This is a genomic window from Allomesorhizobium camelthorni, assembly GCF_011045125.1.
GTDB classification, from domain to species: Bacteria; Pseudomonadota; Alphaproteobacteria; order Rhizobiales; family Rhizobiaceae; genus Allomesorhizobium; species Allomesorhizobium camelthorni.
Genome location: NZ_JAAKZF010000021.1, coordinates 1 through 22,562, shown reverse-complemented (window position 1 = coordinate 22,562; position 22,562 = coordinate 1). Strand labels below are relative to the sequence as shown.

At 63.7% G+C, this 22,562-nt stretch carries 20 protein-coding genes and 1 other annotated feature; of the genes, 3 read left to right on the top strand and 17 right to left on the bottom strand.

Annotated features, from left to right (window positions below; translation table 11 throughout):
* Positions 1 to 78: 78 nt before the first annotated feature.
* From G6N73_RS16225 to G6N73_RS16215, 3 genes are all read right to left on the bottom strand, one after another.
* A complete protein-coding gene (locus G6N73_RS16225; protein WP_165029463.1) occupies positions 79 to 1,311 on the bottom strand; it encodes an ABC transporter substrate-binding protein in 1,233 nt (410 codons plus the stop codon).
* Positions 1,312 to 1,373: 62 nt separating this feature from the next.
* Positions 1,374 to 2,276, bottom strand: a complete 903-nt coding sequence (locus G6N73_RS16220) for a sugar phosphate isomerase/epimerase family protein (protein WP_165029356.1) — start codon at positions 2,274 to 2,276, stop codon at positions 1,374 to 1,376.
* A gap of 9 nt (positions 2,277 to 2,285) precedes the next feature.
* Positions 2,286 to 3,320: a Gfo/Idh/MocA family oxidoreductase gene (locus tag G6N73_RS16215; protein WP_165029354.1), complete on the bottom strand. Its 1,035-nt coding sequence runs from the start codon at positions 3,318 to 3,320 to the stop codon at positions 2,286 to 2,288.
* A gap of 159 nt (positions 3,321 to 3,479) precedes the next feature.
* Here G6N73_RS16215 and G6N73_RS16210 point away from each other — a divergent pair, with 159 nt between their 5' ends.
* Entirely contained in the window at positions 3,480 to 4,523 is a 1,044-nt protein-coding gene (locus G6N73_RS16210; protein ID WP_165029352.1) for a LacI family DNA-binding transcriptional regulator, read from the top strand.
* 15 nt (positions 4,524 to 4,538) lie between these two features.
* Here the strand turns inward: G6N73_RS16210 and G6N73_RS16205 are convergent, their stop codons facing one another.
* The 14 genes from G6N73_RS16205 to G6N73_RS16140 form a co-directional block, all read right to left on the bottom strand.
* A complete protein-coding gene (locus tag G6N73_RS16205; RefSeq protein WP_165029350.1) occupies positions 4,539 to 5,378 on the bottom strand; it encodes a sugar phosphate isomerase/epimerase family protein in 840 nt (279 codons plus the stop codon).
* Positions 5,371 to 6,930: a tripartite tricarboxylate transporter permease gene (locus G6N73_RS16200; RefSeq protein WP_165029348.1), complete on the bottom strand. Its 1,560-nt coding sequence runs from the start codon at positions 6,928 to 6,930 to the stop codon at positions 5,371 to 5,373. The genes G6N73_RS16205 and G6N73_RS16200 overlap by 8 nt, the downstream gene beginning before the upstream one ends.
* A gap of 8 nt (positions 6,931 to 6,938) precedes the next feature.
* Positions 6,939 to 7,445, bottom strand: coding sequence for a tripartite tricarboxylate transporter TctB family protein (locus G6N73_RS16195; RefSeq protein ID WP_165029346.1), 507 nt, complete (start codon positions 7,443 to 7,445; stop codon positions 6,939 to 6,941).
* A 55-nt stretch (positions 7,446 to 7,500) separates the two neighbouring features.
* Positions 7,501 to 8,502, bottom strand: a complete 1,002-nt coding sequence (locus G6N73_RS16190; protein WP_165029344.1) for a Bug family tripartite tricarboxylate transporter substrate binding protein — start codon at positions 8,500 to 8,502, stop codon at positions 7,501 to 7,503.
* Positions 8,503 to 8,576: 74 nt separating this feature from the next.
* Positions 8,577 to 9,743 (bottom strand): dihydrodipicolinate synthase family protein, encoded by a 1,167-nt coding sequence (locus G6N73_RS16185; protein WP_165029341.1) that lies wholly within the window; start codon positions 9,741 to 9,743, stop codon positions 8,577 to 8,579.
* Positions 9,743 to 10,894, bottom strand: a complete 1,152-nt coding sequence (locus G6N73_RS16180) for a Gfo/Idh/MocA family protein (protein WP_165029339.1) — start codon at positions 10,892 to 10,894, stop codon at positions 9,743 to 9,745. Before G6N73_RS16180 ends, G6N73_RS16185 begins: the two co-directional genes overlap by 1 nt.
* 142 nt (positions 10,895 to 11,036) lie before the next feature.
* Positions 11,037 to 11,729, bottom strand: coding sequence for a TetR/AcrR family transcriptional regulator (locus G6N73_RS16175; RefSeq protein WP_165029337.1), 693 nt, complete (start codon positions 11,727 to 11,729; stop codon positions 11,037 to 11,039).
* An 88-nt stretch (positions 11,730 to 11,817) separates the two neighbouring features.
* Positions 11,818 to 12,963, bottom strand: a complete 1,146-nt coding sequence (locus G6N73_RS16170) for an ABC transporter ATP-binding protein (RefSeq protein ID WP_165029335.1) — start codon at positions 12,961 to 12,963, stop codon at positions 11,818 to 11,820.
* Positions 12,963 to 14,045 (bottom strand): Gfo/Idh/MocA family protein, encoded by a 1,083-nt coding sequence (locus G6N73_RS16165; RefSeq protein WP_165029333.1) that lies wholly within the window; start codon positions 14,043 to 14,045, stop codon positions 12,963 to 12,965. The genes G6N73_RS16170 and G6N73_RS16165 overlap by 1 nt, the downstream gene beginning before the upstream one ends.
* The gene (locus tag G6N73_RS16160) at positions 14,042 to 15,082 is read right to left on the bottom strand and encodes a Gfo/Idh/MocA family protein (RefSeq protein ID WP_165029331.1); all 1,041 of its coding nucleotides are present in this window, start codon (positions 15,080 to 15,082) and stop codon (positions 14,042 to 14,044) included. The genes G6N73_RS16165 and G6N73_RS16160 overlap by 4 nt, the downstream gene beginning before the upstream one ends.
* Before the next feature lie 27 nt (positions 15,083 to 15,109).
* Positions 15,110 to 15,970 (bottom strand): carbohydrate ABC transporter permease, encoded by an 861-nt coding sequence (locus tag G6N73_RS16155; RefSeq protein WP_425484093.1) that lies wholly within the window; start codon positions 15,968 to 15,970, stop codon positions 15,110 to 15,112.
* Positions 15,971 to 16,942 (bottom strand): carbohydrate ABC transporter permease, encoded by a 972-nt coding sequence (locus G6N73_RS16150; protein WP_165029329.1) that lies wholly within the window; start codon positions 16,940 to 16,942, stop codon positions 15,971 to 15,973.
* Between the two features lie 15 nt (positions 16,943 to 16,957).
* A complete protein-coding gene (locus G6N73_RS16145) occupies positions 16,958 to 18,253 on the bottom strand; it encodes an ABC transporter substrate-binding protein (protein ID WP_165029327.1) in 1,296 nt (431 codons plus the stop codon).
* Between the two features lie 174 nt (positions 18,254 to 18,427).
* Complete coding sequence (locus G6N73_RS16140; RefSeq protein WP_165029325.1) at positions 18,428 to 19,675, bottom strand: Gfo/Idh/MocA family protein; 1,248 nt, start codon at positions 19,673 to 19,675, stop codon at positions 18,428 to 18,430.
* A 173-nt stretch (positions 19,676 to 19,848) separates the two neighbouring features.
* Positions 19,849 to 19,904 (top strand) — a sequence feature (sul1 is cis-regulatory element that is thought to sense ions involved in sulfur or methionine metabolism; They are found in Alphaproteobacteria).
* Positions 19,905 to 19,974: 70 nt separating this feature from the next.
* Between G6N73_RS16140 and G6N73_RS16135 the strand changes: the two genes are divergently transcribed.
* Together G6N73_RS16135 and G6N73_RS16130 are read left to right on the top strand one after the other, a co-directional pair.
* Entirely contained in the window at positions 19,975 to 21,459 is a 1,485-nt protein-coding gene (locus G6N73_RS16135; protein WP_165029323.1) for a SulP family inorganic anion transporter, read from the top strand.
* Positions 21,460 to 21,469: 10 nt separating this feature from the next.
* Positions 21,470 to 22,324 carry a universal stress protein gene (locus G6N73_RS16130; RefSeq protein ID WP_165029321.1) on the top strand — a complete coding sequence of 285 codons (855 nt, stop codon included), beginning with the start codon at positions 21,470 to 21,472 and terminating at the stop codon, positions 22,322 to 22,324.
* Positions 22,325 to 22,562: the final 238 nt, after the last annotated feature.

The following is a 22,562-nucleotide window of genomic DNA, read 5'->3' as shown; positions in this document are numbered from 1 at the left end:
GCTAGAAGTCGAGGAAACGGCCCTGCCGGGAGGAACTGTGGTGACCGCCTCGGCGGCCTTCCAGCGCGACACCTGCAGCTATCCCTCGACGCCCTTGATTTTCTCGGCCGCTTGGTCGAGAGCGTCCTTGGCGCTCATCTGACCCGTGAGCGCCGCCTGAATGGCGTCCTGGATGGCCTTGGAAATTTTCGGCCATGCCGGGTGCGGGCCGCGCGGCTTGGCGTATTTCATCTGCTCCTGGAAGACCTCGAGAGCCGCGTCCTTCAAGGGTTGGCCGGTCTTCGGGATCGAGATGTCCGATCGTGCAGGCAATTGGCCAAAATTCTGGAACAGCTTATCGTCTTGAGAGACGAAGAACTCCAGCGCCTTGAACGCCTCCTCGGGGTGCTTGGTGGTGGCGAAGATCGCCCAGTTGAAGTCGCCCATGGCCGACGAACGTTCCGCACCTGGATGGGGAATCGGCAGCAGCGCCACACCCCAATCGAATTTTGCCTCCTGCACCATCCGGTCGAGTTCCCATGGGCCGGAGATCACCATGGCGGCGTTGCCGGAATTGAAGGTGCCGGTGGAATCCCACTGGCCGCGCGTCAGCGTATCGGGCGAGGCCAGCTTCTCGTCGATGATCGTCTTCCAGATCTCCAGCGCCTTCACCGCGCCTTCGGCGTTGATATTGTCATAGCTGCCACCGCCCATCTGGGCCCAGGGCAGAAACTGGAATGTGCCCTCCTCATTGCCCTTGGCGGAGAAGGCAAGACCGTAGACGTTCGCGGCCGGATCGGTCAGCTTGCGCGCTGCCTCGACGAGTTCGTCCCAGGTTTGCGGCGGGTTGGCGGGATCGAGCCCCTTCGCCTTGAACATGTCCTTGTTGTAGTAGAGCGCGATCGTATTGGTCGCCTTGGGAATGCCGAAGTTCTTGCCATCCCACATGGTCGAGGCAAGCGGCCCGGGAAAATAGTTCTCCGGCTTCACGACAGAGGATTTTGCGATCATGTCGGTGAGGTCGAGGAATGCGCCGCGTGACGAGAACAACGCATGCTCGGGGTTGTCGACGGTAATGATGTCGGGGGCCTGGCCGGAGGCATAGGCCCGCATTGCCTCGGTAACGACGTCATCGAACTGGATCTGGCGGTATTCGATCTTGATGCCGTTGTTCTGGGCGTTGAATTCCTTGATCAAGTTGGGAGCGGGCTGGATATCCCGGTCGAGGGACCAGAGCGTCAGGGTTACGTCCTCGGCCTGCGCGTTCAGGCCGAAAAATGAGCTGGTTGCGAGTGCCAGCGCGCCGATAATCGCATATTTGCGGAAACTCATCTTCTCCTCCGTTTCGTTGTCTTCGTGACCGGCAACTTCCTCCATGCCGGTCACCATGCACGTCATCCCGGGTCGGCGACGAACGCGCCTCCCCTGGCATTCTTGAGATAATTGAGCGCAAAGACCTGGCCCGTCATTTCGAGCCCGTCGCGGTAGACGGGATCGTGCCAGCCCTCGATGTCGATGGATCCGCTCCAGCCCGCCAGGCGAAGCTCCGAAATGATGTCCGTCCAGTTGCTGTCGCCGAAACCCGGCGTGCGCATGAAGACGAATTTCTCCTTGCCGAAAATTCCGTGCTCCCGGATCACGTCCCACCGGATGGTGGCGTCTTTGCCATGGACGTGGAAAATCTTGTCCGCCCATTTGCGGATCTGGGGCAGCGGCTCGATGAGATAGACCATCTGGTGGCACGGCTCCCATTCGAGGCCGATATTGTCATCAGGCGTCTCGTTGAAGATCAGTTCCCAGGCGTCCGGATTGTGCGCGATGTTCCAGTCGCCGCTCACCCAATTGCCGTCCATGGCGCAGTTTTCGAAGGCGATCTTCACGTCCTTGTCGGCGGCGCGCCTGGCGAGTTCGCTCCAGACCTCCTTGTAGCGGGGAAGGCTGTCCGTCAGCGGCTTGTTGCGGATGCGCCCCGTGAAGCCGGCTACACAATTCGCCCCGAAATGATGGGCGTTGTCGATGCAATCCTTCCAGCCCTGCAGCGTCTGAAGGTCGATCTCCGTTTCCTCGAGCGGATTGCCGAACATGCCGAGCGTGGAGATGGTGATGTCGCGATCGCCGATCGCGTCCGCGCAGCGCTTGCCGAGTTCGGCGAGATCCTGGCCGTTGGTCGTTTGCCAGAAAAATGGTTCGAAGCTTTCGAAACCCAGATCGGCTATTTCGCCGATGCGCTTGGCCGCACCGCCCTTGGTGGCGTTTACCATGGTGCCGATGCGGATAGATTTTGCCAGGTCAGTCATTGATGCTCCTTAAGCCGCGATGGTCACGCGCTCGCGCCGGCGGGCGCTTTCGATGGCGCCGAAAACCATGGCAAGGCTCTTGATGTTGTCGTTGCCGTCCGTTTCCGGCGCGACGCCGGCGCGGATTGCGCTCAGAAAACCCTGAATGACGCTGGCATGGCCGTGGGTATCCGCCTCGCGTGAAGGGCCCGGCACTTCGATCTCGCTCACCTCACGCAGGAACCCCGTCTCGCCGGAAACGACATGGGCGTCGAGCTTGTCGGCGCCGTCCCAGAGCAAGGTCCCCTTTGTGCCGATGACACGCCACGCGCTTTCCCAACTCGTGCGCGCGCCCTCTGCGCACCAGGAGCCGCGATAGGTGAACACGACATTGTCGGAAAACTCGAAAATCGCGTTGGCGGCCGCGCCATGGCGATACCAGGAACCAGGCGGATTGCTTTCGTGACAGTAAACCGCCAGCGGCGCCTTTCCGGAAACGAAACGCACTGCATCGAATGTGTGGATCGCCATATCCAGCAGCAGCACGTTGTCCATCTGCTCACGGAAGCCGCCAAAGTGCGGCCCTATGAAGAAATCGCAGTGGATGCCGGTGAGATCGCCAAGAGCGCCGGTCTCGACGACCCGGCGCATGCGACGCACGCCGGAGATGAAGCGCCTGTTCTGCACGATCGCGTGGATGCGCCCGGCCTGGCGCGCAAGGACTATGAGGTCTTCTGCTTCCTCCAGCGAGGCCGCCATCGGCTTCTCGCTGAGCACGTGGCAACCATAGCCAAGCGCGGTGCCGACGACATGGTGCCGCGCGGACGGCACGACTACGTCGAAAACGAGATCGGGCCGCGTCGCTTCAAGCACGGCGTTCAGATCGCTTCCGGTGACTGCATCTGTAAGGGAGAATTCTTCGGCCAGAGCCTCGGCGGCCGAAAGGTCGACGTCGACCAGCCCGACGATCTCGACAGCACCCTTCAGGGCCGGAGTTTCGGCAAGCGCTCTCAGCCAGCCCTTGGCCATAGCTCCGCAGCCACAAACCACTGCCTTCATCGGCACGATGCTCCTCCCTAACCGGCGGCGCAAAGATCTTCACCGGAAACGATTACGAAGAACCGATTTAGCTTCCGTAAACGTTTACGATAGTAGTTTGACGCTGATAACTGTGTCAATGGGTGAATCGCCGGAATCGGGAATAACGGGAGAAAGATCTAGGAAATGAAGGGCATCCACCTGCTTGCCAAACATCTGAATGTGTCGATCGGGACCGTGTCGCGAGCCCTGAACGGCAAGCCGGACGTCAATGCCGAAACGCGCAAGCGCGTGCTGGAGGCGGCGGAGGAGCTCGGATACGTCCCGAACCAGTCGGGACGCGCCCTGCGCAAGGGGGCAACGGGCGTGATCGGCTTCATGATGCAGACGGGAAGCGAGATCACCGGGCATGGCGATACGTTCTTCATGAGCGTTTTCGACGGCGTGCAGACGGTTTTTGCGCGCCACAAGCTTGATCTGGTCGCCCTGCTCTGCTCATCGCAAGAGGATCCCTACGACTATCTCAGGCGCATAGTCGCGCGCGGGTTCGCCGATGGCCTCATCCTGTCTTCGACCAGGCGGATCGACCATCGCTTCGACTTCCTGGCGAAGCGCAAGATCCCGTTCATCTCGCTCGGCCGCAGCCTGACCGATGTCGGCCAGCCTTGGATCGATCTCGATTTCGAGGGTATGGCCCAGGCCTCGATCGACCGCCTCGTGGCCAAGGGGCATCGGCGGATCGCGGTAACCCGTCCCCACGACGACACGAATCTTGGCTATGTTTTCGTCGAGCGCTGCCGGGAGGCACTGGCAAACCACGGGCTCGCGCTCGAGGAGGACCTGATCTTCCGTTCGATGCCCAGCGAGGCTGGTGGCTACCAGATCGCTCGCGCGATCCTCGCCTGCGAGGAACGGCCGACTGCCGTCGTGCTCGTGAACGAGACGATCGCCATTGGCCTCTACCGCGGGCTGGAGGAAGCCGGGGTGAAGCCCGGACGGGACATTGCCGTCATCGGACGCCACAGTCCGCATGCTCGCTTCCTGTCGCCGTCACTTACGTCCTTCAGCCTCAATTTGCGCGATCTGGGCATCTCGCTGGCCGAAACCCTGCTGGCCACCATGCCGCTTTATGCTGAATCGTATCCGCAAGGCCCTTCGCGCCGGCTTTGGCCCTTGGATTTCGTTCCCGGCGAAAGCGACGCCTTTTCTCCGAAACAGCAGCCGTACTGACCCTGGCACAGGCGTTCAGCAGACCGTGCGGAACCGTTCCACGCAGGTCGCCAGGACCTCGTCGCCGGGTTTCTTCCACCAGTGTTCGGCCGAAAAGATCTCGACCTCCTGGGGACCCGAAAAGCCCCCGGCTTCGACCATGCGGCGGATCGCCGGCAGGTCAATGACGCCGTCGCCCATCATGCCGCGATCGGTGAGCATGTCGCGGGTCGGCACCAGCCAATCGCAGATGTGGTGGGCCATCAGGCGTTTCGGCCCGGCGCGCAAGGCCTGTGCCTCCAGTTCGGGATCCCACCAGCAGTGATAGACGTCCAGCGCGACGCCGAGCGCGCCGGTCTGTGGTGGGTCGAGCGCATCGCAGATGTCGAGCGCCTGGGAAAGCGTGTTCACGCAAGCCCGGTCGGCGGCATACATGGGATGCAGCGGCTCGATGGCGAGCGGCACGCCGGCGGCAACCGCGTCAGGCAGCACCGCAGCAATGCCCTCTACTACCATGGCGCGGGCGCCAGCGATGTCGCGCGAGCCGGCAGGCAGTCCGCCGACCACCAGAACCAGGCAATCGGCCCGCAGTGCGGCGGCTTCCTCGACGGCGCGGCGGTTGTCGTCTATCGCCGCTCGGCGGCCCGCGGCGTCGGAGGCCGGAAAGAAGCCGCCGCGGCACAGGCCGGTAACTTGCAGTCCCTCCTCCCGCACGATGCGCGCTGCCTGATCCAGCCCGATGGCGGCAATCTGGTCGCGCCAGGGCGCGATGGCGTGGATGCCATGGCGCAGACAGCCCTCCACCGCCTCGGCAAACCCCCATTGCTGGCGCACGGTCGCGAGATTGATCGACAGTCCCTCGACGGTTTCAGTCATGCGGCCTCCGCGATGTCGGTTGGTCCGGGCGCTTCGTCCGGCGGAAGGGAGCGCTCACGTACGCCCAGAGGCTCACGGCGGCGCGGTGGAACACAGGAATATTGAGCAGGACGGTCCCCGCTATCAACAGGAACAGCACGACGCTGATCGGCCGGGTGAAGAAGGGCGTCAGGTCGCCGTCGGAAAGCACGAGTCCCCGGCGCAGGTTTTTGTCCAGGAGGTCGCCCAGCACGATACCGAGCACCAGCGGCGCCATGGGATAGTTTAGCCGGCGCAAGAGAAAGCCGGCGATGCCGAAAAACAGCATGACGTAGATGTCGAAGACGCGCGAGGCGAGCGCGAAGGAGCCGACGACGCAGAGCACGAAGATCACCGGCATCACTAGCGTCTGCGGCACCTGCAGGATCTTCACCAGCAGGCGGGTCAGCGTCAGCCCGTAGATCAGGATGGCGACGCTGGCGATAAGCATCATCGCCACCACGTCGAAGACGAATTGCGGCGAATTGACCATGATCAGCGGTCCCGGCTGGACGCCGTGGATCAGCATGGCGGCAAGCAGCACGGCGGCGGGCGCAGAGCCGGGCACGGCGAGCGTCAGCACCGGGATCACCGAGCCCGGCACGCAGGCGTTGTCACCTGTCTCGGCCGCCATCAGCCCCTCGACCGAGCCCTTGCCGAATTTTTCCTTTTCCTTGCTGGCGCGGCGTGCGGCGGCGTAGGAACTCCATGCCGCGACGTCCTCGCCGACGCCGGGGATGATGCCGATGCCGGTGCCGATCACGCCCGAGCGGATGATGGTGCGCCAGTATTGCAACACGTCGCGGATGCGGGGGATGACTGCATCGAAGCTGTTCAGGATCACATCGCGCGGCTTGTCGCGCATCACCGTCAGCACTTCGGCGAAGCCGAAGGCGCCAACCAGCGCCGGTAAAAGCGCGATGCCGCCCGAGAGATCGTGATAGCCGAAGGTGAAGCGGTCGTGGGCGTAGAGCCCTTCCTGGCCGATCGTGGCGATGAACAGGCCGAGGAAGCCGGCTATCCAGCCTTTCAGCGGATCGTTTCCGGTCAAATTGCCGGAGATCACCACGCCGAAGACTGCGAGCCAGAAGAACTCGTATGCGCCGAACTTCAGCGCCACTTCGCCGAGCACGGGCGTCAGCGTCGCGAGGAAGAACATGCCGATCCAGGTGCCTAGCACCGAGCCGGTGGTGGCGATGCCCATGGCGCGGCCAGCCAGCCCTTGCCTCGCCAGCGCGTAGCCGTCGAGGCAAGAGGCGGCGGAGGCCGGTGTGCCCGGAATGTTGAGCAGGATCGCACTGCGGCTGCCGCCGTAGATCGCGCCGACATAGGTGCAGATCAGGATCAGGATGGCGTCGTTGGGCTGCAGCGTCAGCGTCATGGTGGTCATGAGCGCGACGCCCATGGTGGCGGTTAGGCCCGGTAGCGCGCCGATGACGAGGCCGACCAGCGTTGCGACGAGAGCGTAAAGAATGGTCGTCGGCGTAGCGAAGCTCGCGATCGAATGGCCGAACATGATGAGGCCGTCGAACATGCCCATGCTCACGGCAGCCTGACCAGGAACAGCTCCTGGAAGACGTAATGGACAGCATAGCCCGACACGAGGCCATAGACGACGGCGATGAGCGCGCCGCGCAGGAGCGTCCGGGCGGCGCGGCGCTCGGGGAACTGGAACGCGAAAACGGTGACCGCGATGAAGATAGCAGCGGCGAGCCAGAACGGTGGGCCGCGGCCGACAAGACCGATCGCGAAGGCGAGGCAGAGCGCGACCGCAGTGAGAAGCCGCGCGTGTTCGCTCCACGCGAAGCGCGGCCGGCCGGCCCCGGCAAGCGCGCCTGCCCACCAGGCGCGCAGCATCAGCACCAGCCCCATGAGAGCGAGCGCGACCCCTATCAGGCCGGGAACGATGCCCGGTGCGGAATAAATGCTCGCCTGCAGATGCTCCAGGCGGTCCATCCGCCAAGAGCCGATCATAATCGCGGCGGCGAGAGCGACCCAGCAGGAGCCGGAGACGAGATCGGCGAAGGCGGAAGGCTTGCGATCGTCCATTGAAACTCCGAAATGGCGGGCCGCCGCGGAAGCCGCCCGCCCTCAGTCGTCGATATCAGGGCTTCGGAATGCCCACCGTGTCCGGCGCGACCTTCGATTTGCCGGCCGCATGGAGCTGCCAGGCGGTGACGCGGATCGCCGGCATGACCGCTTCCATCGCCTTCTCGCCATAGGGCGCTGCGAAGATGGCGCCGTTCTTGGTCGCGTAGGCCTTTATCGCCTCCGACTTGGAAATGACGTTCTCCCAGACCATGTCCAGCGTCTGGGTGACTTCCGCAGGAACGCCCTTCGGCACGAAAATGCCGAAATAATTGTCCGTCGGGGTAAAGCCGGCGACCGCTTCGGTGATCGGGGGTATCGTGCCAAAGCCGTCGAGTTCGAGCGGCTTGTCCGACAGCACCGCCAGCGGACGCAGCCGCTTGGCGCGCAGCATCGCCGCCTGCTCGACGGCGAGCTGCGTCGTAACCTCGGTCTCACCGGCGACCGTCGCGTTCACCGCAGGCGCGCCGCCATCGTAGCTGACATGCTTGTAGGTGAGGCCGAGCGCCTGGGTGAGGGCTTCCACCGCGGCATGGCCGGACGAGTTGATGCCGGCGGTCGCGACCGAAACCGCACCGGGCTTCTCGTTCATGGCGGCGACCAGCTCGGCCGCGGTCTGGTACGGCGAGTCCGGATTGACGCTGAGCACTGATACGTTGATGACGCTGAGATAAAGCTGCCAGTCCTCGACCTTGGTGTCGGCCAGGCCGCTCACGACGTAGGTTCCTAGGTCCTTGGCGGCTCCGGAGCCCCAGGTGTAGCCGTCCTTGGGAGCGTCGATGACCGCCTTGGTGCCGATCGAGCCGGAAGCGCCTGGCGTGTTGACGACAACAACCTTCTGGCCGAGCTCCTTCTCGATCTCCCCCGCGGTGACGCGCACCACCTGGTCGGTCGAGCCGCCCGCCGCCCATGGCACGATCACGGTAATCGGGCGGTCCGGCTTCCACGGATAATCCTGGGCCGAAGCGGCAAGCGGAAACGCCGCGACGAAGGCGGCAAGCACTGTTCTTTTCAACATGGTCTTCCTCCCTTGTTGTTATGCCGGCTCGACGGGAGCGCTCCCGAACGGACCAGCCTGGCATTGTTCCAACGTCATCCGACGCCATGCACCGCCAGTACCTTGGCCATTCGCGCGGCGGCACGCTCCGGATCATGGAGCACCCTAGCGCGGTCGGCGAAACGGAAGAGATCGGCGAGATGGAGCAGCGAACGGGCGCTCTCCTGGCCGCCAATCATGACGAAATGATCCTGGAGCCCGTTGAGATAGGCGAGGAAGACGACGCCGGTCTTGTAGAAGCGCGTCGGCGCCTTGAAGACATGCCGCGACAGCGGAACGGTCGGTTCCAGTATGCCGAAGAACTCGTCCCGGCTGCCGCGCCCGAGCGCTGCGAGAGCGGCGGAAGCAGCCGGCGCGATGGCGTCGAAGATGCCGAGCAAGGCGTCGGAATGACCTTCCCCGTCGCCGGCGATCAGTTCGGCGTAGTTGAAGTCGTCGCCGGTGTACATGCGCACGCCCTTGGGCAAACGCCGGCGCATAGCGATTTCCTTTTCCTTCGACAGGAGCGAGATCTTGATGCCGTCGATCTTTGACGCATGCGCCGCCAGAACGTCGAGGCAGGTGTCCATCGCCGCCCAGTGGTCGGCGGAGCCCCAATAGCCTTCGAGGGCGGGGTCGAACATCTCGCCGAGCCAGTGAATGATCACCGGCTCCTTCACCTGGGCGAGCACGCGGTCGTAAACGCGAGCATAGTCGTCGGGGCCTTTGGCGGCTGCGGCGAGCGCCCGGCTCGCCATCAGGATGATACTCCCGCCGGCGGCCTCAACCGCCTCGACCTGTTCCTCATAGGCGCGGATGACATCGTCGATCGTGATATCGCGGCCGGGAGCGAGATGGTCGGTGCCGGCGCCGCAGGCGATCACCGCCCCGGGCCGGGTTTTGGCCTCGGCCACCGAGCGGGTGATAAGCTCGCGCGCCTCCGGCCAGCCGAGCCCCATGCCGCGCTGGGCGGTGTCCATGGCTTCCGCCACCGCCAGGCCGAGATCCCACAGATAGTGGCGGAAGCGAAGCGTCTTCTCCCAATCGATAGCCGGCGTCAGCCATGGATCATTGTCGGCCAGGGGATCGGCGACGACATGGGCGGCGGCGAATGCGATACGCGGGAAGGAGCCGGCGTCGCACCGTTCGATCCGGATCGGCTCGCCGGTCATGGCGTAGGGCTCGATCCGCCGGTCGGCGGTGGGCAGCCGGATTTCGGTCATCATATTTCCAGCGCCGGAACGTCGAGCCAGCGCCGCTCCCGCCAGCTTTTCAGGCCGAGTTCGGCGAGCTGCACGCCCTTGGCGCCCTCGACAAGATCGTATTTCCACGGGCCGTCCTCGGCAACATGGCGCAGGAACATTTCCCATTGCTCCTTGAAGCCGTTGCCGGAAGGCCAGTTGTCCGGTACCTCCTCCCAGGTGTCGAAGAAGTCGATGGTCTGCGGGATGTCTGGGTTCCACACCGGCTTCGGCGTGTTGACCCGGTGCTGGGTCCAGCATTTCGTCAGCCCGGCGACCGCCGAGCCGTGGGTGCCGTCGACGTGGAAGGTGACGAGATCGTCGCGGCGCACCCGCGTCGTCCATGACGAGTTCACCTGCGCGATAACGCCGCCGTCGAGCTCGAAGGTCGCGTAGGCCGCGTCATCGGCATCGGCCTCGTATTTACGGCCCTGTTCGTCGACGCGCGTCGGGATGTGCGTCGCGCCGAGGCAGGAGACGGATTTCACCTCGCCAAACAGGTTGTCGAGCACGTAGCGCCAGTGGCACAGCATGTCGAGGATGATGCCGCCGCCGTCCTTCTTGCGGTAGTTCCACGACGGGCGCTGCGCCGCCTGCCAGTCGCCTTCGAACACCCAGTAGCCGAATTCGCCGCGCACCGAGAGCATGCGGCCGAAGAAGCCGGATTGGCGCAGCATTGCGAGCTTCTTCAGGCCTGGCAGGAACAGTTTGTCCTGCACGACGCCGTGCTTGATGCCGGCTGCCCTGGCTTTTCTGGCGAGGGCCAGGGCGACATGGAGTTTGTCCGAGATCGGCTTTTCGCAATAGACGTGCTTGCCGGCGTCGATGGCGCGGCCAATGAGCTCGGCGCGCATCTGGGTGGTCGCGGCGTCGAAGAATATCTCGTCCGAGCGGTTGGAGAGAGCGGCGGCGAGGTCGGTGGTCCAGCGCTCGACGCCGTGCGCCCTGGCGATCGCCTCGACCTTGTCGGCATTGCGCCCGACGAGGATTGGATCGGGCATCAGCCGGTCGCCGTTCGACAGCGCCACGCCCCCCTGCGCGCGGATCGCCACGATCGAGCGAATCAGATGCTGGTTGAGACCCATGCGGCCGGTAATGCCGTGCATGATGATGCCGATGCGCCGCTCAGCCATCTTCGCGCCTCCCTCGCGCCAGGCGCCCGTGACACGCCTGCTGCTATCAACCGGCCAGTTTGGCCTGGCTTCAAGTAACTATCCGGTTACAAGATTGACTCGGAAATCCACCACGGTCAAGGGTCCTTCGCAGCAGTTTGCGTCAGGGCTTCAGATAGCCGAGCACGACGTCGACAATGTGCGCGCCGCGCTCCTTGAGGGCGGCGTCCGCGTTGAGATCGCGGCCGAATATGGTCGACAGGGTCCAGCGGTTCGATAGGTAGAAGAAGCCGATGGACGCTATCGTCACGTAGAGTTGGACCGGGTCGACACCGGAACGGAACAGGCCTTCGCGCGCCCCGCGCGTGAGCAGTTCGTCGATCAGGCCGATCAGCGGCGAATGAAGCTCCTGAATGCGCTTCGAGCGCTTCAGGTGGCGCGCCCGCATCATGTTTTCGGTGTTGAGCAGCGACAGGAATTCCGGATGTTCCAGGAAATACTCCCAGGTGAAAGTCACCAGCCGCCGCATGCCTTCGTCCGGCGGCAGGTCCTCGAGGTGCAGCTTGCGCTCCGCAACGCGGATACCCCGATAGGTCTCCTCCAGCACTGCGAGGTAGAGATCCCCCTTGTTGCCGAAGTAGTGATAGAGCATCCGCTTGTTGATCTTGGCCCGCGCCGCGATCGCGTCGACCCGGGCGCCGCCAAAGCCTTCGGTCGCGAATTCGCGGACCGCCGCGTCGAGGATGGCCGCGCGGGTGCGCTCCGGATCGCGCGCCGACCCGGCAGCGCTTGAACCGCGGCGGTTCTTTGCCGGCTTGTCCCCGGCGGCGGCCGCCGCCTCATCCGTCTGTGTCATGCCCCACCCTGCCTGGTTACCCCTCCACCATGAACCCGCAAAGGTAGGTTTCCGTCGATGAGCCGGCTTAGCGGGTCGAGGTCCGAATTCATAACCGTGCCGCCTGGGCCGACGCCTGTTCGATGCGGGCGGCGGAACTGGGCAATTCGGAACCGGCGACGCGGCCGATCAAGAGCCCGTCGCCACCGAAAACGTGGCAGGCGGCCGCATCCACTTCTATGCCCACCCGCTCGCCGGATTGGACCGCAGCCTGGCCCTTGATCTCAACGACGATGGTCTCTCCCGAGGGCAGCGCCACATAGAGAAAAGTCTCGCCGCCGAGGTGCTCGGCGATCTGCACCTCGCCGGTGAGCATGGCGCCAGCCGGATCGACGATCCCGAGATGCTCCGGCCGGACACCGAAGGTTACTTTTTCCTGGCGAGGATCGACCGCCGGAAAGACTAGATCGAGCCCGGACTTCCCGCGGATTCGCGTCTCGCCGCCTTCGCCGGCCACCATCTCCGCAGCAAGGAAGTTCATGCGCGGCGAGCCGATGAAGCCGGCCACGAACAGATTGGCGGGATGGTTGTAGAGGTCGAGCGGCGTGCCGACCTGCTCGATCACCCCGGCGCGCAGCACGACGATCCGGTCGGCAAGCGTCATCGCCTCGACCTGGTCGTGCGTGACGAAGATCATCGTGGTCCCGAGCCTGCGGTGCAGTTTGTTGATCTCCACCCGCATCTGCACCCGAAGCTCGGCGTCGAGATTTGAGAGCGGCTCGTCGAACAGGAATATCCGCGGCTCGCGCACGATGGCGCGGCCGATGGCGACGCGCTGGCGCTGCCCGCCGGAGAGCTGCCCCGGCCTGCGGTCGAGAAGCGCATCGATCTGTAGGATTTCGGCGGCTTGCGCCACCCGCTGCTTCGTCTCCTCGCGCGAGGCGCCCATCGTCTCAAGGCCGAAGGAGAGGTTTTTCCGCACCGTCATATGCGGATAGAGCGCGTAGGACTGGAAGACCATGGCGAGGCCGCGCTTGGCTGCAGCTACGTCGTTGACCAGTTCGCCGTCGATATAGACCTCGCCCGCAGAAATGCCTTCGAGTCCCGCGATCATCCTGAGCAACGTCGATTTCCCGCAGCCGGACGGGCCGACAAAGACCACGAACTCGCCATCCTCGATCGTCAGGTCGACCCCGTGGATGATTTCCACCGCGCCGAACCGCTTGACGACGTTGCGCAGTTCCAGGCTTGCCATCACGCCACCTCCCTGTCCGGCCGGGGCAGCCAGCCGGCATAAAGCGGATGATCCCGCCCGATCGGCAGATGCACCGCCTCGCCCGTCCGCGCCGAATGATAGGCGGCTGTAATCAGTTCCAGCGACGGCCGCGCATCCGCGATGGAGACCGGCAGTGCGCCGCCTTCGGTCAGCGCCCGGTGCAGCCGCAGGAACTGGCCGGCATAGCGCTCCGGCGCAGGCTCGACCTCGGCGACCGCCGCGTCGATGGCCCGCTGGCGCTCAGGATCGGCGGCAATAAAGCGCCACGGCGCCGTGCCGGGATTGTACGGGCTGCGATTGCTCTCCGCCGTCAGCCCCTCGAAGCAGAAGCGCAACCGCGACATGTCCTCCTCCGCGCCGAGCGTGACTGACAAAGTGGCAAGCGAGCCGTCCGCCATCTCCAGTACGGCCGCCGCGCAGTCCTCCGTCTCGACCGGGTTCACCCGCGTCGAAGTGCGGGCGAAGACGCTGCGGACCGGTCCTAGCACATGTGTCAGGATGTCGTGGTTGTGGATGGCATGAGTGATCATGCAGCCGCCGAGTTCGGTCGCCCAGCGGCCGCGCCATGGATTGTCGTAATAGGCCGGCAGGCGTCGCCAATGCGTCTCCACCGTCGCCGCATAGGCATTGCCGGCAAAACCCCGCTGGCGCAGGTGGAACAATTGCGCGATGCCGTTGGCGAAACGGTACTGGAACACCGGGCAGAGCCGCTTACCGCTCCGTTGCTCCAGTTCGACCAGCGCATCGGCTTCGGCGAGCGAACTGGCGAAGGGCTTTTCGACCACCACGTGACGACCGGCGAGCAGCGCCTTCTTCGCCTGCTCGAAATGCAGTGCCGACGGCGTGCAGATATCCACGATATCGAGGTCGTGTTCCAGGAACGCATCAAAATCGCCGATGGACGCGCGAACGCCGTGCTCACCGGCGATCGCTGACGCTCGGGCCGGGTCAATGTCGCAGAGCGCCTCGACAGAGTAGAGATCCGGCAGTTCCTGGTAGCCCTTGATGTGGCCAACGCCGACGCCGCAGCCGACCACGCCGACCTTCAGACGTCTGCTCATGCGGTTTTCTCCGGAGGTCTGCCGCCGTCGATACGCTGGGCTTTGGCCTGCGCCGTCAGGGCGAGTTCGGTGGCGAGAAAGCAATGTTTTTGCGGCATCGCCGTCTCGGTCCGGTTGAGCACGTCGTCGCGAAGCTGCTCGCCATAGGTGATTTTCGTGTCGGAGCAGTCGACGTGACGCGTTCCCGTGCGGTCGACGAGGAACAAATGATTGCCGCCCGGTCGGCCGGCGATGTCGACATATTTGCGTAGCTCGATCGTCCCTTCCGTGCCGAGGATGAACAGCCGTCCGTCGCCCCAGGTGGGCAGGCCGTCTGCGGTGAACCAGTCGACGCGGATATAGCCGGCGGCGGTGTCGGAGCGCAGCATGATGTCGCCGAAATCCTCGAACTCCGGCGTATCCGGATGATCGAAATTGGCGACCTGGCTGGCGACGATTTCCGCTTGGCTGCTGCCGGTGAAGAACAGGAACTGCTCGACCTGGTGCGAGCCGATGTCGGTGAGGATGCCGCCTGTCCGGTCGCGCTTCCAGAACCAGTCCGGGCGTTGATAATTGCCGATCCGATGTGGACCGAGACCCAGCGTCTGGACAACGCGGCCGATCGCGCCGGCCCTGACCAGTTCGCCCACCGCGATGGTGGCCGGCTGGGTGTAGTGCTCGGAATAGAGGATGGACAGGATGCGGCCGGTCTCGGCCTGAGTCCGGCGCAGTTCGGCGAGCTGCTCCAGCGTCGTTGCGCCCGGCTTGTCGAGCATCACGTCCTTGCCGCTGCGCATTGCCCTGACCGCCATCGGCGTACGGTCGGCCAGGATGCCGGCGCCGATCACGAGGAGGATTTCGGGATCATCGAGAATCGTGCGCTCATCCGCCACCCGCCTGGCGTCCGGGAATTTTGAGCTATAGGCGGCGGCCAAATCGTCCTCCGGCGCGAAAAAAGCTTTCAGCCGGCAGCCGGCTCTGATCATCACCTCCGTCTGGCCGTAGATATGGCCGTGGTTCAGGCCGATTGCCGCGAATGCAAATCCAGGCGATGCCATCACTATCCTTTCATTTCTGTAGCCGGCTCAACGTTTCAGCGCCCCCAACGCGACGCCGCGGATGATCAGTCGCTGGAAGACCAGAAAGACGATGAAGACCGGCAGCAGCGACAGCGTCGACATGGCAAACATTTCGCCATAGAGGGATTCACCGCCACTCGAGTCGATGAAGGCGCGCAGCGCCAGCGGCACCGTGTATTGCCGCATGTCATTCAGATAGATCAACGGCGCCAGGAAATCATCATAGGTCCAGATGAACGAGAAGATCGCGGCGGTGGCAAGCACCGGCGAGGAGAGCGGCAGCATGATGCGCCAGTAGATGCGCCACGGGCCGCAGCCGTCCATGATCGCTGCCTCGTCGATCTCGCGCGGGATGCCGCGGAAGAACTGCACCATCAGGAAAATGAAGAAGGCGTCGACCGCGAGGAAGCGCGGCACCACGAGCGGCAGGTAGGTGTTCACCCAGCCGAGGTTGAGGAACAGGATGTACTGCGGCACCAGCGTCACGTGATAGGGCAGCATCAGCGTGCCCATCATCATGGCGAACCAGAACCAGCGGAAGCGGAAATTCAGCCGCGCGAACGCATAGGCCGTCAGCGAGCAGGCCATGAGGTTGCCGATCACCGCGAGCGCCGAGATGAGGAACGAGTTCTTGTAGAAGGTGGTGAAGTCGACGCGTAGCGCATGCCAGCCGCTGGCATAATTCGAAAAATCCCAGACGCTCGGGACGAGGCTCGGCTGCGTGAAGATAAGGTTGTCCGGCTTGAAGGAACTCGCCGCCATCCAGATCAGCGGATAGAGCATGCCGAAGGCCGCGAGAATCAGGATGACGTGGCGGCTCACCGATCGCCAGGCGGCGGATTTTCGCGATGTGCCGGGCATTGCCATCTATCGGCCCTCGTCCTCGTAGTAGACCCAGTAGCGCGACGTGAGGAAGGCGGTCGCGGTGAAGATGCCGATGATCACGAGCAGCAGCCAAGCGAGCGCCGAAGCGTAGCCCATACGAAAATTCTCGAAGGCCTCGATATAGAGATAGAGCGAGTAGAAGAGGGTGGAGTCGACCGGGCCGCCCCTGCCTCCCGAGACGATGAACGCCGGTGTGAAGGCCTTGAACGCCTCGATCGTCTGGAAGACGAGATTGAAGAAGATGACGGGGGCAAGCAGCGGCAGCGTGATCCGGAAGAACTGGCGCGGGGCGCCTGCCCCGTCCATCGACGCGGCCTCGTAGAGATCCTGCGGGATCTGCCGCAGGCCCGCAAGGAAGATGATCATCGGCGATCCGAACTGCCACACCGCGAGTGCGATCAGCGTCCACAGCGCGTAGTCGGGATGCGTGACCCATCCCGGTCCTTTGATGCCGAGGATCACGAACAGCAAGTGGTTCACGAGCCCGTCGGCGCCGAAAATCAGCCGCCAGAGGAGCGCGATCGCGACCGACGCACCGAGCAGCGACGGCAGGTAGAAGGCGGCACGGTAGAGGCCGACGCCGCGCACGCTGCGGTCGAGCGCCATGGCGAGCGCGAGCGCCACGGCGAGCTTCAGCGGCACCGCCCAGATCACATAGTGAAACGTCACCCACAAAGCATGGCGAAGCCGCTCGTCCTGGAAGAAGGCGTATTCGTAGTTCTTGAGCCCCGCCCAGCGCGGCGGGGTGAGGAGGTCGTAGTCCGTGAAGGAGAGATAGAGGGAGGCGAGCGTCGGCCCGAGAGTGAGGCCGAAGAAGCCGATCAGCCAGGGTGTGAGAAACAGGTAGCCCGCCCCGTTGCGGCGCCAGGAGCGGGCCAGGCGCGCGGACAGGCTGGAGGCCGCCGCGACGCGACGGCCTTCCGCACCGATTTCGCCAGCGGCGGTCGTGGCCATGCCGGGCAGATCCCGTCAGGCGCGTTCGAGCGCCACCTTCGCCTTCTCGTAATAATCCTTTGCCGCCACTTTCAGGTCGACCTTCTTGAAGGCCACCGACTCCCAAGCCGGCTGCAGAGCGCGGTCGAGTTCGCCGGCATTCTTCGGCGGCGGCGGAGGCAGGTCGCCGACATGCGTGCCGACCACGTCGAGATAGGCGACGATCTTCTGCTCGGTCGGCGACAGCTTGGGCAGGATGCGCTCGCGGATGCTGGCGTCGCCCGTCACGCCGCGCTCGATAAGAAGAATGTCGGCAGCGCTCTCGTCAGTGACGAAGAAGTTCATGAGCTTCGCCGACGCCTCCGGATCGGCCGCCGTGGCAGACATCGAGATGAGCATTGAGGGCTTGAGGTACTGGCCCGGCTTGCCGTCCTTCTGGTTGGGGATCATCGTGATGTCGAGATCGTCAGGAACGAGCTTCTGCACTGCCACGAGCTGGTTGGAGTGGATGAAGTCGAACACCGCATGCCCGGTTACGAACATCGTGTCCTCCATCTTGCCGGAGGCGATAGCCTGTGACTGCAGGTCGGCCGGAGGCGTCAGCCCGTCCTCCTGCATCTGGAACCAGAAGGCGAAATAGTCGGTGAGGTCCTCGAGGTCGTAGCCGAGCTTGCCGTCGGCAGTGTAGAGCGCCTTGCCGCGCTGGCGCACCCATGTCTCGAGGCTCGGCTCGCGATAGGCCATGTTCTCCGAGAAGTAGAGCCCCTCCGGCAGCTTCCCTTTCACTTCCTTGCCCATCGCGACGTAATCGTCGATCGTCCACTTGGTGGCATCGGGCACGGGCAGGCCGAGCTGTTCCAGTTGCGCCGGCTTGTAGACGTGCGTCATCGAGTTGGCGCCCATCGAGATGCCGTAGAGCTTGTCATCCACCTTGCCCGATGCGAGTTGGTTCGGATCGAAATCGGAAAGGTCGAGGGACTTGCCGACGAACGGCGTCAGGTCGGCGAGCTGGCCGCGCCGCGCATATTCGAAGATATAGCGGTAATCCATCTGGATTACGTCGGGAAGGTTCCGTCCGGCCGCCTGCGTGGCGAGCTTGGGCCAATAGTCGTTCCAGGCGTAGGTTTCCGGGTCAATGACGACGTCGGCATTCTGCTTCACGTAGAGGTCGACGACCTCATTGGTGCGCCGGTCGCGGTCCGGGTTGCCCCACCAGATGAGGCGGAGCCGGGTTTCGGCCTGAGCCGGCGTCATCATTCCACCGAGAACTGCAAGCGATGCGCCGGCGGCCGTGAGGCGGCCGAAGTCCCGCCGAGAAATGCGGTTGTTCATGTGCTGCTCCTCCCTGAGCGTTCGGGCCGTCGCCCTTGGTCACGGATGCCACGCCTGAAAGCGGAGCCTCCGCATGTGCTGATAGTAACTCAATGGTTACTTCGCTGCAACAAGCACGCGGGTCATTTGCCATCCCCTTGCGTTTGAAACCTGCCGGGCTGCATCGCGAGCCGATCAGGCCGCATTGGGCTCATCGAGCAGCGGCTTCACCTTGACGGGCTGGCCGGTGTGGGCGCTTTCGACGGCGGCGACGCCGGTCAGCACCGAGATCGCGCCGGCGCGGGCGTCCGCCCGCTGCCCGAGCGGATCGGTCGCGCCAGGCGCAAACAGCATTCTTTGCAGCGCGAGGTCGCCGCCGAAATGGCCGCCGGCCTGGTGAGGGATGCGAATGCGCTCCGCCGCGCCGAAATTGCGCATCACGAAAATCTCATCCTCGTCGGGCGTCTCCCATGCCTGGCGCTCGTACTGGCGGATCTCGACGCGGCCTTTCGTACCGTTGAAAGCGAGGTGGTGACCTTCGATCGGCATGAAGGTGTTGAGCGAGTACGAAACCTGGACGCCGTTTTCATAAAGGATCGCCGCGCTCATCGTGTCGAAAATGTCGATTTCCTCGCGAAACACGCAGGCGTCGCGGAAATAACCGTCCTCGCGCGACGGGTCTTCGTAAAGCATGTCGAGCCAGGGATCGCGGCCGATGTCGATGTGGAAATCGCAGATCGACGCGTGCGGGCAGGTCTTGCAGCGCGGACCGCGGAACGGGCCGGCGCGCCCATAGCGGCGGAGCGCGCCGCGGGCAAAAACCTCCTGCGGGTCGGACGCCAGATACCAGTTCAGGAGGTCAAAATGATGCGTGGCCTTGTGGACGAACAGGCTGCCGGAATGGGTCTGAAAGGCGTGCCAGCGCCGGAAGTAATCGGCGCCATGCTGGACATCCAGATACCAGTGGAAATCGACCGAGACGACCTCGCCGATCGCGCCGGACAGCAGCACTTCCTTGATGACCTTCGCCGTCGGCGAGAAGCGGTAGTTGAAACCTACATCGACGCGCCGGCCGGTGCGCTGCTCTGCTTTCAGGATGCGCCGGCACATCTGCGCAGTCGTGGTCATGGGCTTTTCCGTCAGCACGTCCACGCCCGCTTCGAGCGCCGCCACGATCATCTCGGCGTGAGTGTCGTCGCGGGTGCAGACGATCAGCATGTCCGGTTTGGTCACCGAAAGCATGGCGTGAGGGTCGGTGAAAACCGGTGCTGCGGTGCCGATTGCCGCCCGGGCGCGCTCCAGCCGCAGGGAATTCCGGTCGGAAAGCCCGACGAACTCGACCCATTGCCCGCAATTGGCGAGCAGTTCCCTGCCCCACGTGCCAGCGCCGCGATGGCCGGTGCCGACCAAGGCGACGCGCCGCTTCTGCGCGCCTTCTTTCATCCGATCGTATTGCCTCCATTGGTCCGGACTTCGCTTCAAGCGCGAGACTATCCCAGAGTTGTTTGGAATGCGACGGTCGGTGCATGGTTGTGAACCAGCACAGCGGCAATTGAAGAGCCGTCCTCGTGTCATGTTGCAATGCGAGATGATCTCGCTCTATAGAGGGTCATTCAATCGGACCCGGTGAGAATCCGGGTGGCTCTTCCGGCCGCCGATCCGCCGGACAACGCAACCGCCAATCATGAACCTTTGAACGGATCGTCCGATCCGAGCGGTTTTGTGTTTTCAATGGACTCTTTATGCATTCGCTTACCGCTTACCGCGACCAGTGGTTCGGCAACATTCGCGGCGACGTCCTCGCAGGGTTGGTGGTCGCCTTGGCGCTCATCCCAGAAGCCATCGCCTTTTCGATCATCGCCGGCGTCGATCCGAAGGTCGGCCTCTACGCCTCCTTCTCTATCGCAGTGATCGTAGCCATCACCGGCGGCCGTCCCGGTATGATCTCGGCGGCCACCGCGGCAACCGCCGTGCTGATGGTGACCCTGGTCAAGGAGCATGGGCTTCAGTATCTTCTGGCCGCCACGGTTCTTGCAGGGCTCATCCAGATCGCTGCCGGGCTGCTCCGTCTGGGCTACGTGATGCGTTTCGTGTCGCGCTCGGTAATGACAGGCTTCGTCAATGCGCTGGCGATCCTCATCTTTATGGCGCAGCTTCCGGAACTGATCGGCGTACCATGGCTGACCTATGTGATGGTCGCGGCCGGGCTCGGCATCATCTACCTGTTTCCGCTGCTAACGAAATCGGTTCCATCGCCGTTGGTCTGTATCCTCGTGCTGACGGCGATCGCCATTGTTTTTGGTCTCGACCTCAGGACGGTGGGAGACATGGGCGAACTGCCTTCGACGCTTCCGGTCTTCCTGATTCCACAAATTCCGTTGACCCTCGAAACGCTGATGATCATCCTGCCATACTCGGCGGCGGTAGCCGCTGTCGGGTTGCTGGAATCGCTGATGACCGCTTCGATCGTCGACGATCTAACGGATACGCCGAGCGACAAGAACCAGGAATGCATCGGCCAAGGCATCGCCAACGCCGCGACCGGTTTCATCGGCGGCATGGCCGGTTGCGCCATGATCGGCCAGTCGATCATCAACGTGAAATCGGGTGGGCGTGGGCGGCTTTCCACGTTCTGTGCGGGCATATTCCTCCTGTTCATGATCGTCGTTCTCGGCGACTGGGTGAAGCAGATACCGATGGCCGCCCTTGTCGCAATCATGATCATGGTCTCGATCGGAACGTTCTCCTGGTCGTCGATCAAGAATCTCAGGCACCATCCGCGCAGTTCGTCCGCCGTCATGCTGGCGACAGTCGTCTGCGTCGTCTTCACCCATAATCTGGCGATCGGCGTCCTGGTCGGCGTTCTTCTGTCCGGCATTTTCTTTGCCTGGAAAATCGCGCAGATTTTCCGGGTCACATCCGCGCTGTCGCAGGATGGCACGGCGCGGACCTACGTCGTCGAAGGCCAGGTCTTCTTCGCGTCGGCCGACGACTTCACCGCCGCCTTCGATTTCAAGGAAGCGCTCGAAAAGGTCACCATCGATGTCAGCCGGGCGCATATCTGGGATATCTCCAGCGTCGCCGCGCTCGACATGATCGTGTTGAAATTCCGCCGCGAGGGGGCGGCTGTCGACATCATCGGACTGAACACGGCGAGCGAGACGATCGTGGACAGGCTCGCCATTCACGACAAGCCGGGCGCGCTCGAACGTCTCATGGGCCATTGAGGAGGAACACATGTCGAAACTGATCGCGCTGGTAGACGGATCGATCTACTCGAAGAGCGTTTGCGACCATGCTGCCTGGATCGCAAAACGCACGGGATCGTCCATCGAGATTCTACATGTCCTCGGCCGTCGCGAAACCGCGAGCGCGCCGACGGATTTGAGCGGGAGCATCGCGCTCGGCGCCCGCAGCACGCTCCTTGCCGAATTGAGCGCGCTCGACGAGCAGCGGGCAAAGCTCGCCCAGAAGCGTGGCCGCGCAATTCTTGAGGACGCCAAGGAGGCGATCGAGGCTTCCGGCGTCACCGACGTCACGACCAAGCTCCGGATTGGAGATATCGTCGAAACGGTCGTAGAGATGGAAGCCGAAGCCGCTATGGTGGTGATCGGCAAGCGTGGCGAAGGCGCCGATTTCGCAAAACTGCACCTGGGCTCGAACCTTGAGCGCATCGCCCGTTCGAGCCGTAAGCCTATCTTCGTCGCATCGCGAGCGTTCAAGCCCATCAAGAGCTTCCTGATTGCCTTCGACGGCGGCGCGAGCAGCATGAAGGCTGTTGACCACGTCGCTCGAAGCCGGTTGTTCGAGGACCAGTCCTGTCGGCTTCTGATGGTCGCGCAAGACACACCGGAGGCCCAAAAGCGGCTTCAGGATGCCGGTTCGGTCCTTCAGGCCGGCGGATATTCCGTCAGAGCCGACATCGTGGCCGGCCAGCCTGACGCCGTCATTGCCCGGACGGTCGAGACCGAAGGCATCGACCTCCTGGTGATGGGGGCTTACGGGCATTCGCGCATCCGCAGCCTTGTCATCGGCTCTACGACGACCGAGATGATTCGATCATGTAAGGTGCCGGTGATGCTTTTCCGTTAAGGTGTGTTGCCGAGCGCGATACGGGTGCGTTCAGGCATCGGGACATACTGAAGCCGTCTGGGTCGACATCGCCTTTGCGACACCCGCGGCGTTTAAGCCCCGGCACCGTGGGCCGATCAAATCGCTACTCCCCGGCCGGCGGCTCTGCAAGGGAGTGGCCCCGTTTCTCCAGCCAGCGGCTGTAACGACGCATTATCCCTCCGTGCACGCGCTGACCGAGAATCAGCATGCACGGCGT

What these genes read in the sequence shown, in the direction of transcription:
- G6N73_RS16155 (WP_425484093.1), bottom strand. Translation starts at nt 15,970, where the DNA reads ATGGCAATGCCCGGCACATCGCGAAAATCCGCCGCCTGGCGATCGGTG.
- G6N73_RS16210 (WP_165029352.1), top strand. Translation starts at nt 3,480, where the DNA reads ATGAAGGGCATCCACCTGCTTGCCAAACATCTGAATGTGTCGATCGGG.
- G6N73_RS16140 (WP_165029325.1), bottom strand. Translation starts at nt 19,675, where the DNA reads ATGAAAGAAGGCGCGCAGAAGCGGCGCGTCGCCTTGGTCGGCACCGGC.
- G6N73_RS16135 (WP_165029323.1), top strand. Translation starts at nt 19,975, where the DNA reads ATGCATTCGCTTACCGCTTACCGCGACCAGTGGTTCGGCAACATTCGC.
- G6N73_RS16175 (WP_165029337.1), bottom strand. Translation starts at nt 11,729, where the DNA reads ATGACACAGACGGATGAGGCGGCGGCCGCCGCCGGGGACAAGCCGGCA.
- G6N73_RS16160 (WP_165029331.1), bottom strand. Translation starts at nt 15,082, where the DNA reads ATGGCATCGCCTGGATTTGCATTCGCGGCAATCGGCCTGAACCACGGC.
- G6N73_RS16180 (WP_165029339.1), bottom strand. Translation starts at nt 10,894, where the DNA reads ATGGCTGAGCGGCGCATCGGCATCATCATGCACGGCATTACCGGCCGC.
- G6N73_RS16170 (WP_165029335.1), bottom strand. Translation starts at nt 12,963, where the DNA reads ATGGCAAGCCTGGAACTGCGCAACGTCGTCAAGCGGTTCGGCGCGGTG.
- G6N73_RS16130 (WP_165029321.1), top strand. Translation starts at nt 21,470, where the DNA reads ATGTCGAAACTGATCGCGCTGGTAGACGGATCGATCTACTCGAAGAGC.
- G6N73_RS16220 (WP_165029356.1), bottom strand. Translation starts at nt 2,276, where the DNA reads ATGACTGACCTGGCAAAATCTATCCGCATCGGCACCATGGTAAACGCC.
- G6N73_RS16200 (WP_165029348.1), bottom strand. Translation starts at nt 6,930, where the DNA reads ATGTTCGACGGCCTCATCATGTTCGGCCATTCGATCGCGAGCTTCGCT.
- G6N73_RS16145 (WP_165029327.1), bottom strand. Translation starts at nt 18,253, where the DNA reads ATGAACAACCGCATTTCTCGGCGGGACTTCGGCCGCCTCACGGCCGCC.
- G6N73_RS16150 (WP_165029329.1), bottom strand. Translation starts at nt 16,942, where the DNA reads ATGGCCACGACCGCCGCTGGCGAAATCGGTGCGGAAGGCCGTCGCGTC.
- G6N73_RS16195 (WP_165029346.1), bottom strand. Translation starts at nt 7,445, where the DNA reads ATGGACGATCGCAAGCCTTCCGCCTTCGCCGATCTCGTCTCCGGCTCC.
- G6N73_RS16185 (WP_165029341.1), bottom strand. Translation starts at nt 9,743, where the DNA reads ATGACCGAAATCCGGCTGCCCACCGCCGACCGGCGGATCGAGCCCTAC.
- G6N73_RS16225 (WP_165029463.1), bottom strand. Translation starts at nt 1,311, where the DNA reads ATGAGTTTCCGCAAATATGCGATTATCGGCGCGCTGGCACTCGCAACC.
- G6N73_RS16190 (WP_165029344.1), bottom strand. Translation starts at nt 8,502, where the DNA reads ATGTTGAAAAGAACAGTGCTTGCCGCCTTCGTCGCGGCGTTTCCGCTT.
- G6N73_RS16165 (WP_165029333.1), bottom strand. Translation starts at nt 14,045, where the DNA reads ATGAGCAGACGTCTGAAGGTCGGCGTGGTCGGCTGCGGCGTCGGCGTT.
- G6N73_RS16205 (WP_165029350.1), bottom strand. Translation starts at nt 5,378, where the DNA reads ATGACTGAAACCGTCGAGGGACTGTCGATCAATCTCGCGACCGTGCGC.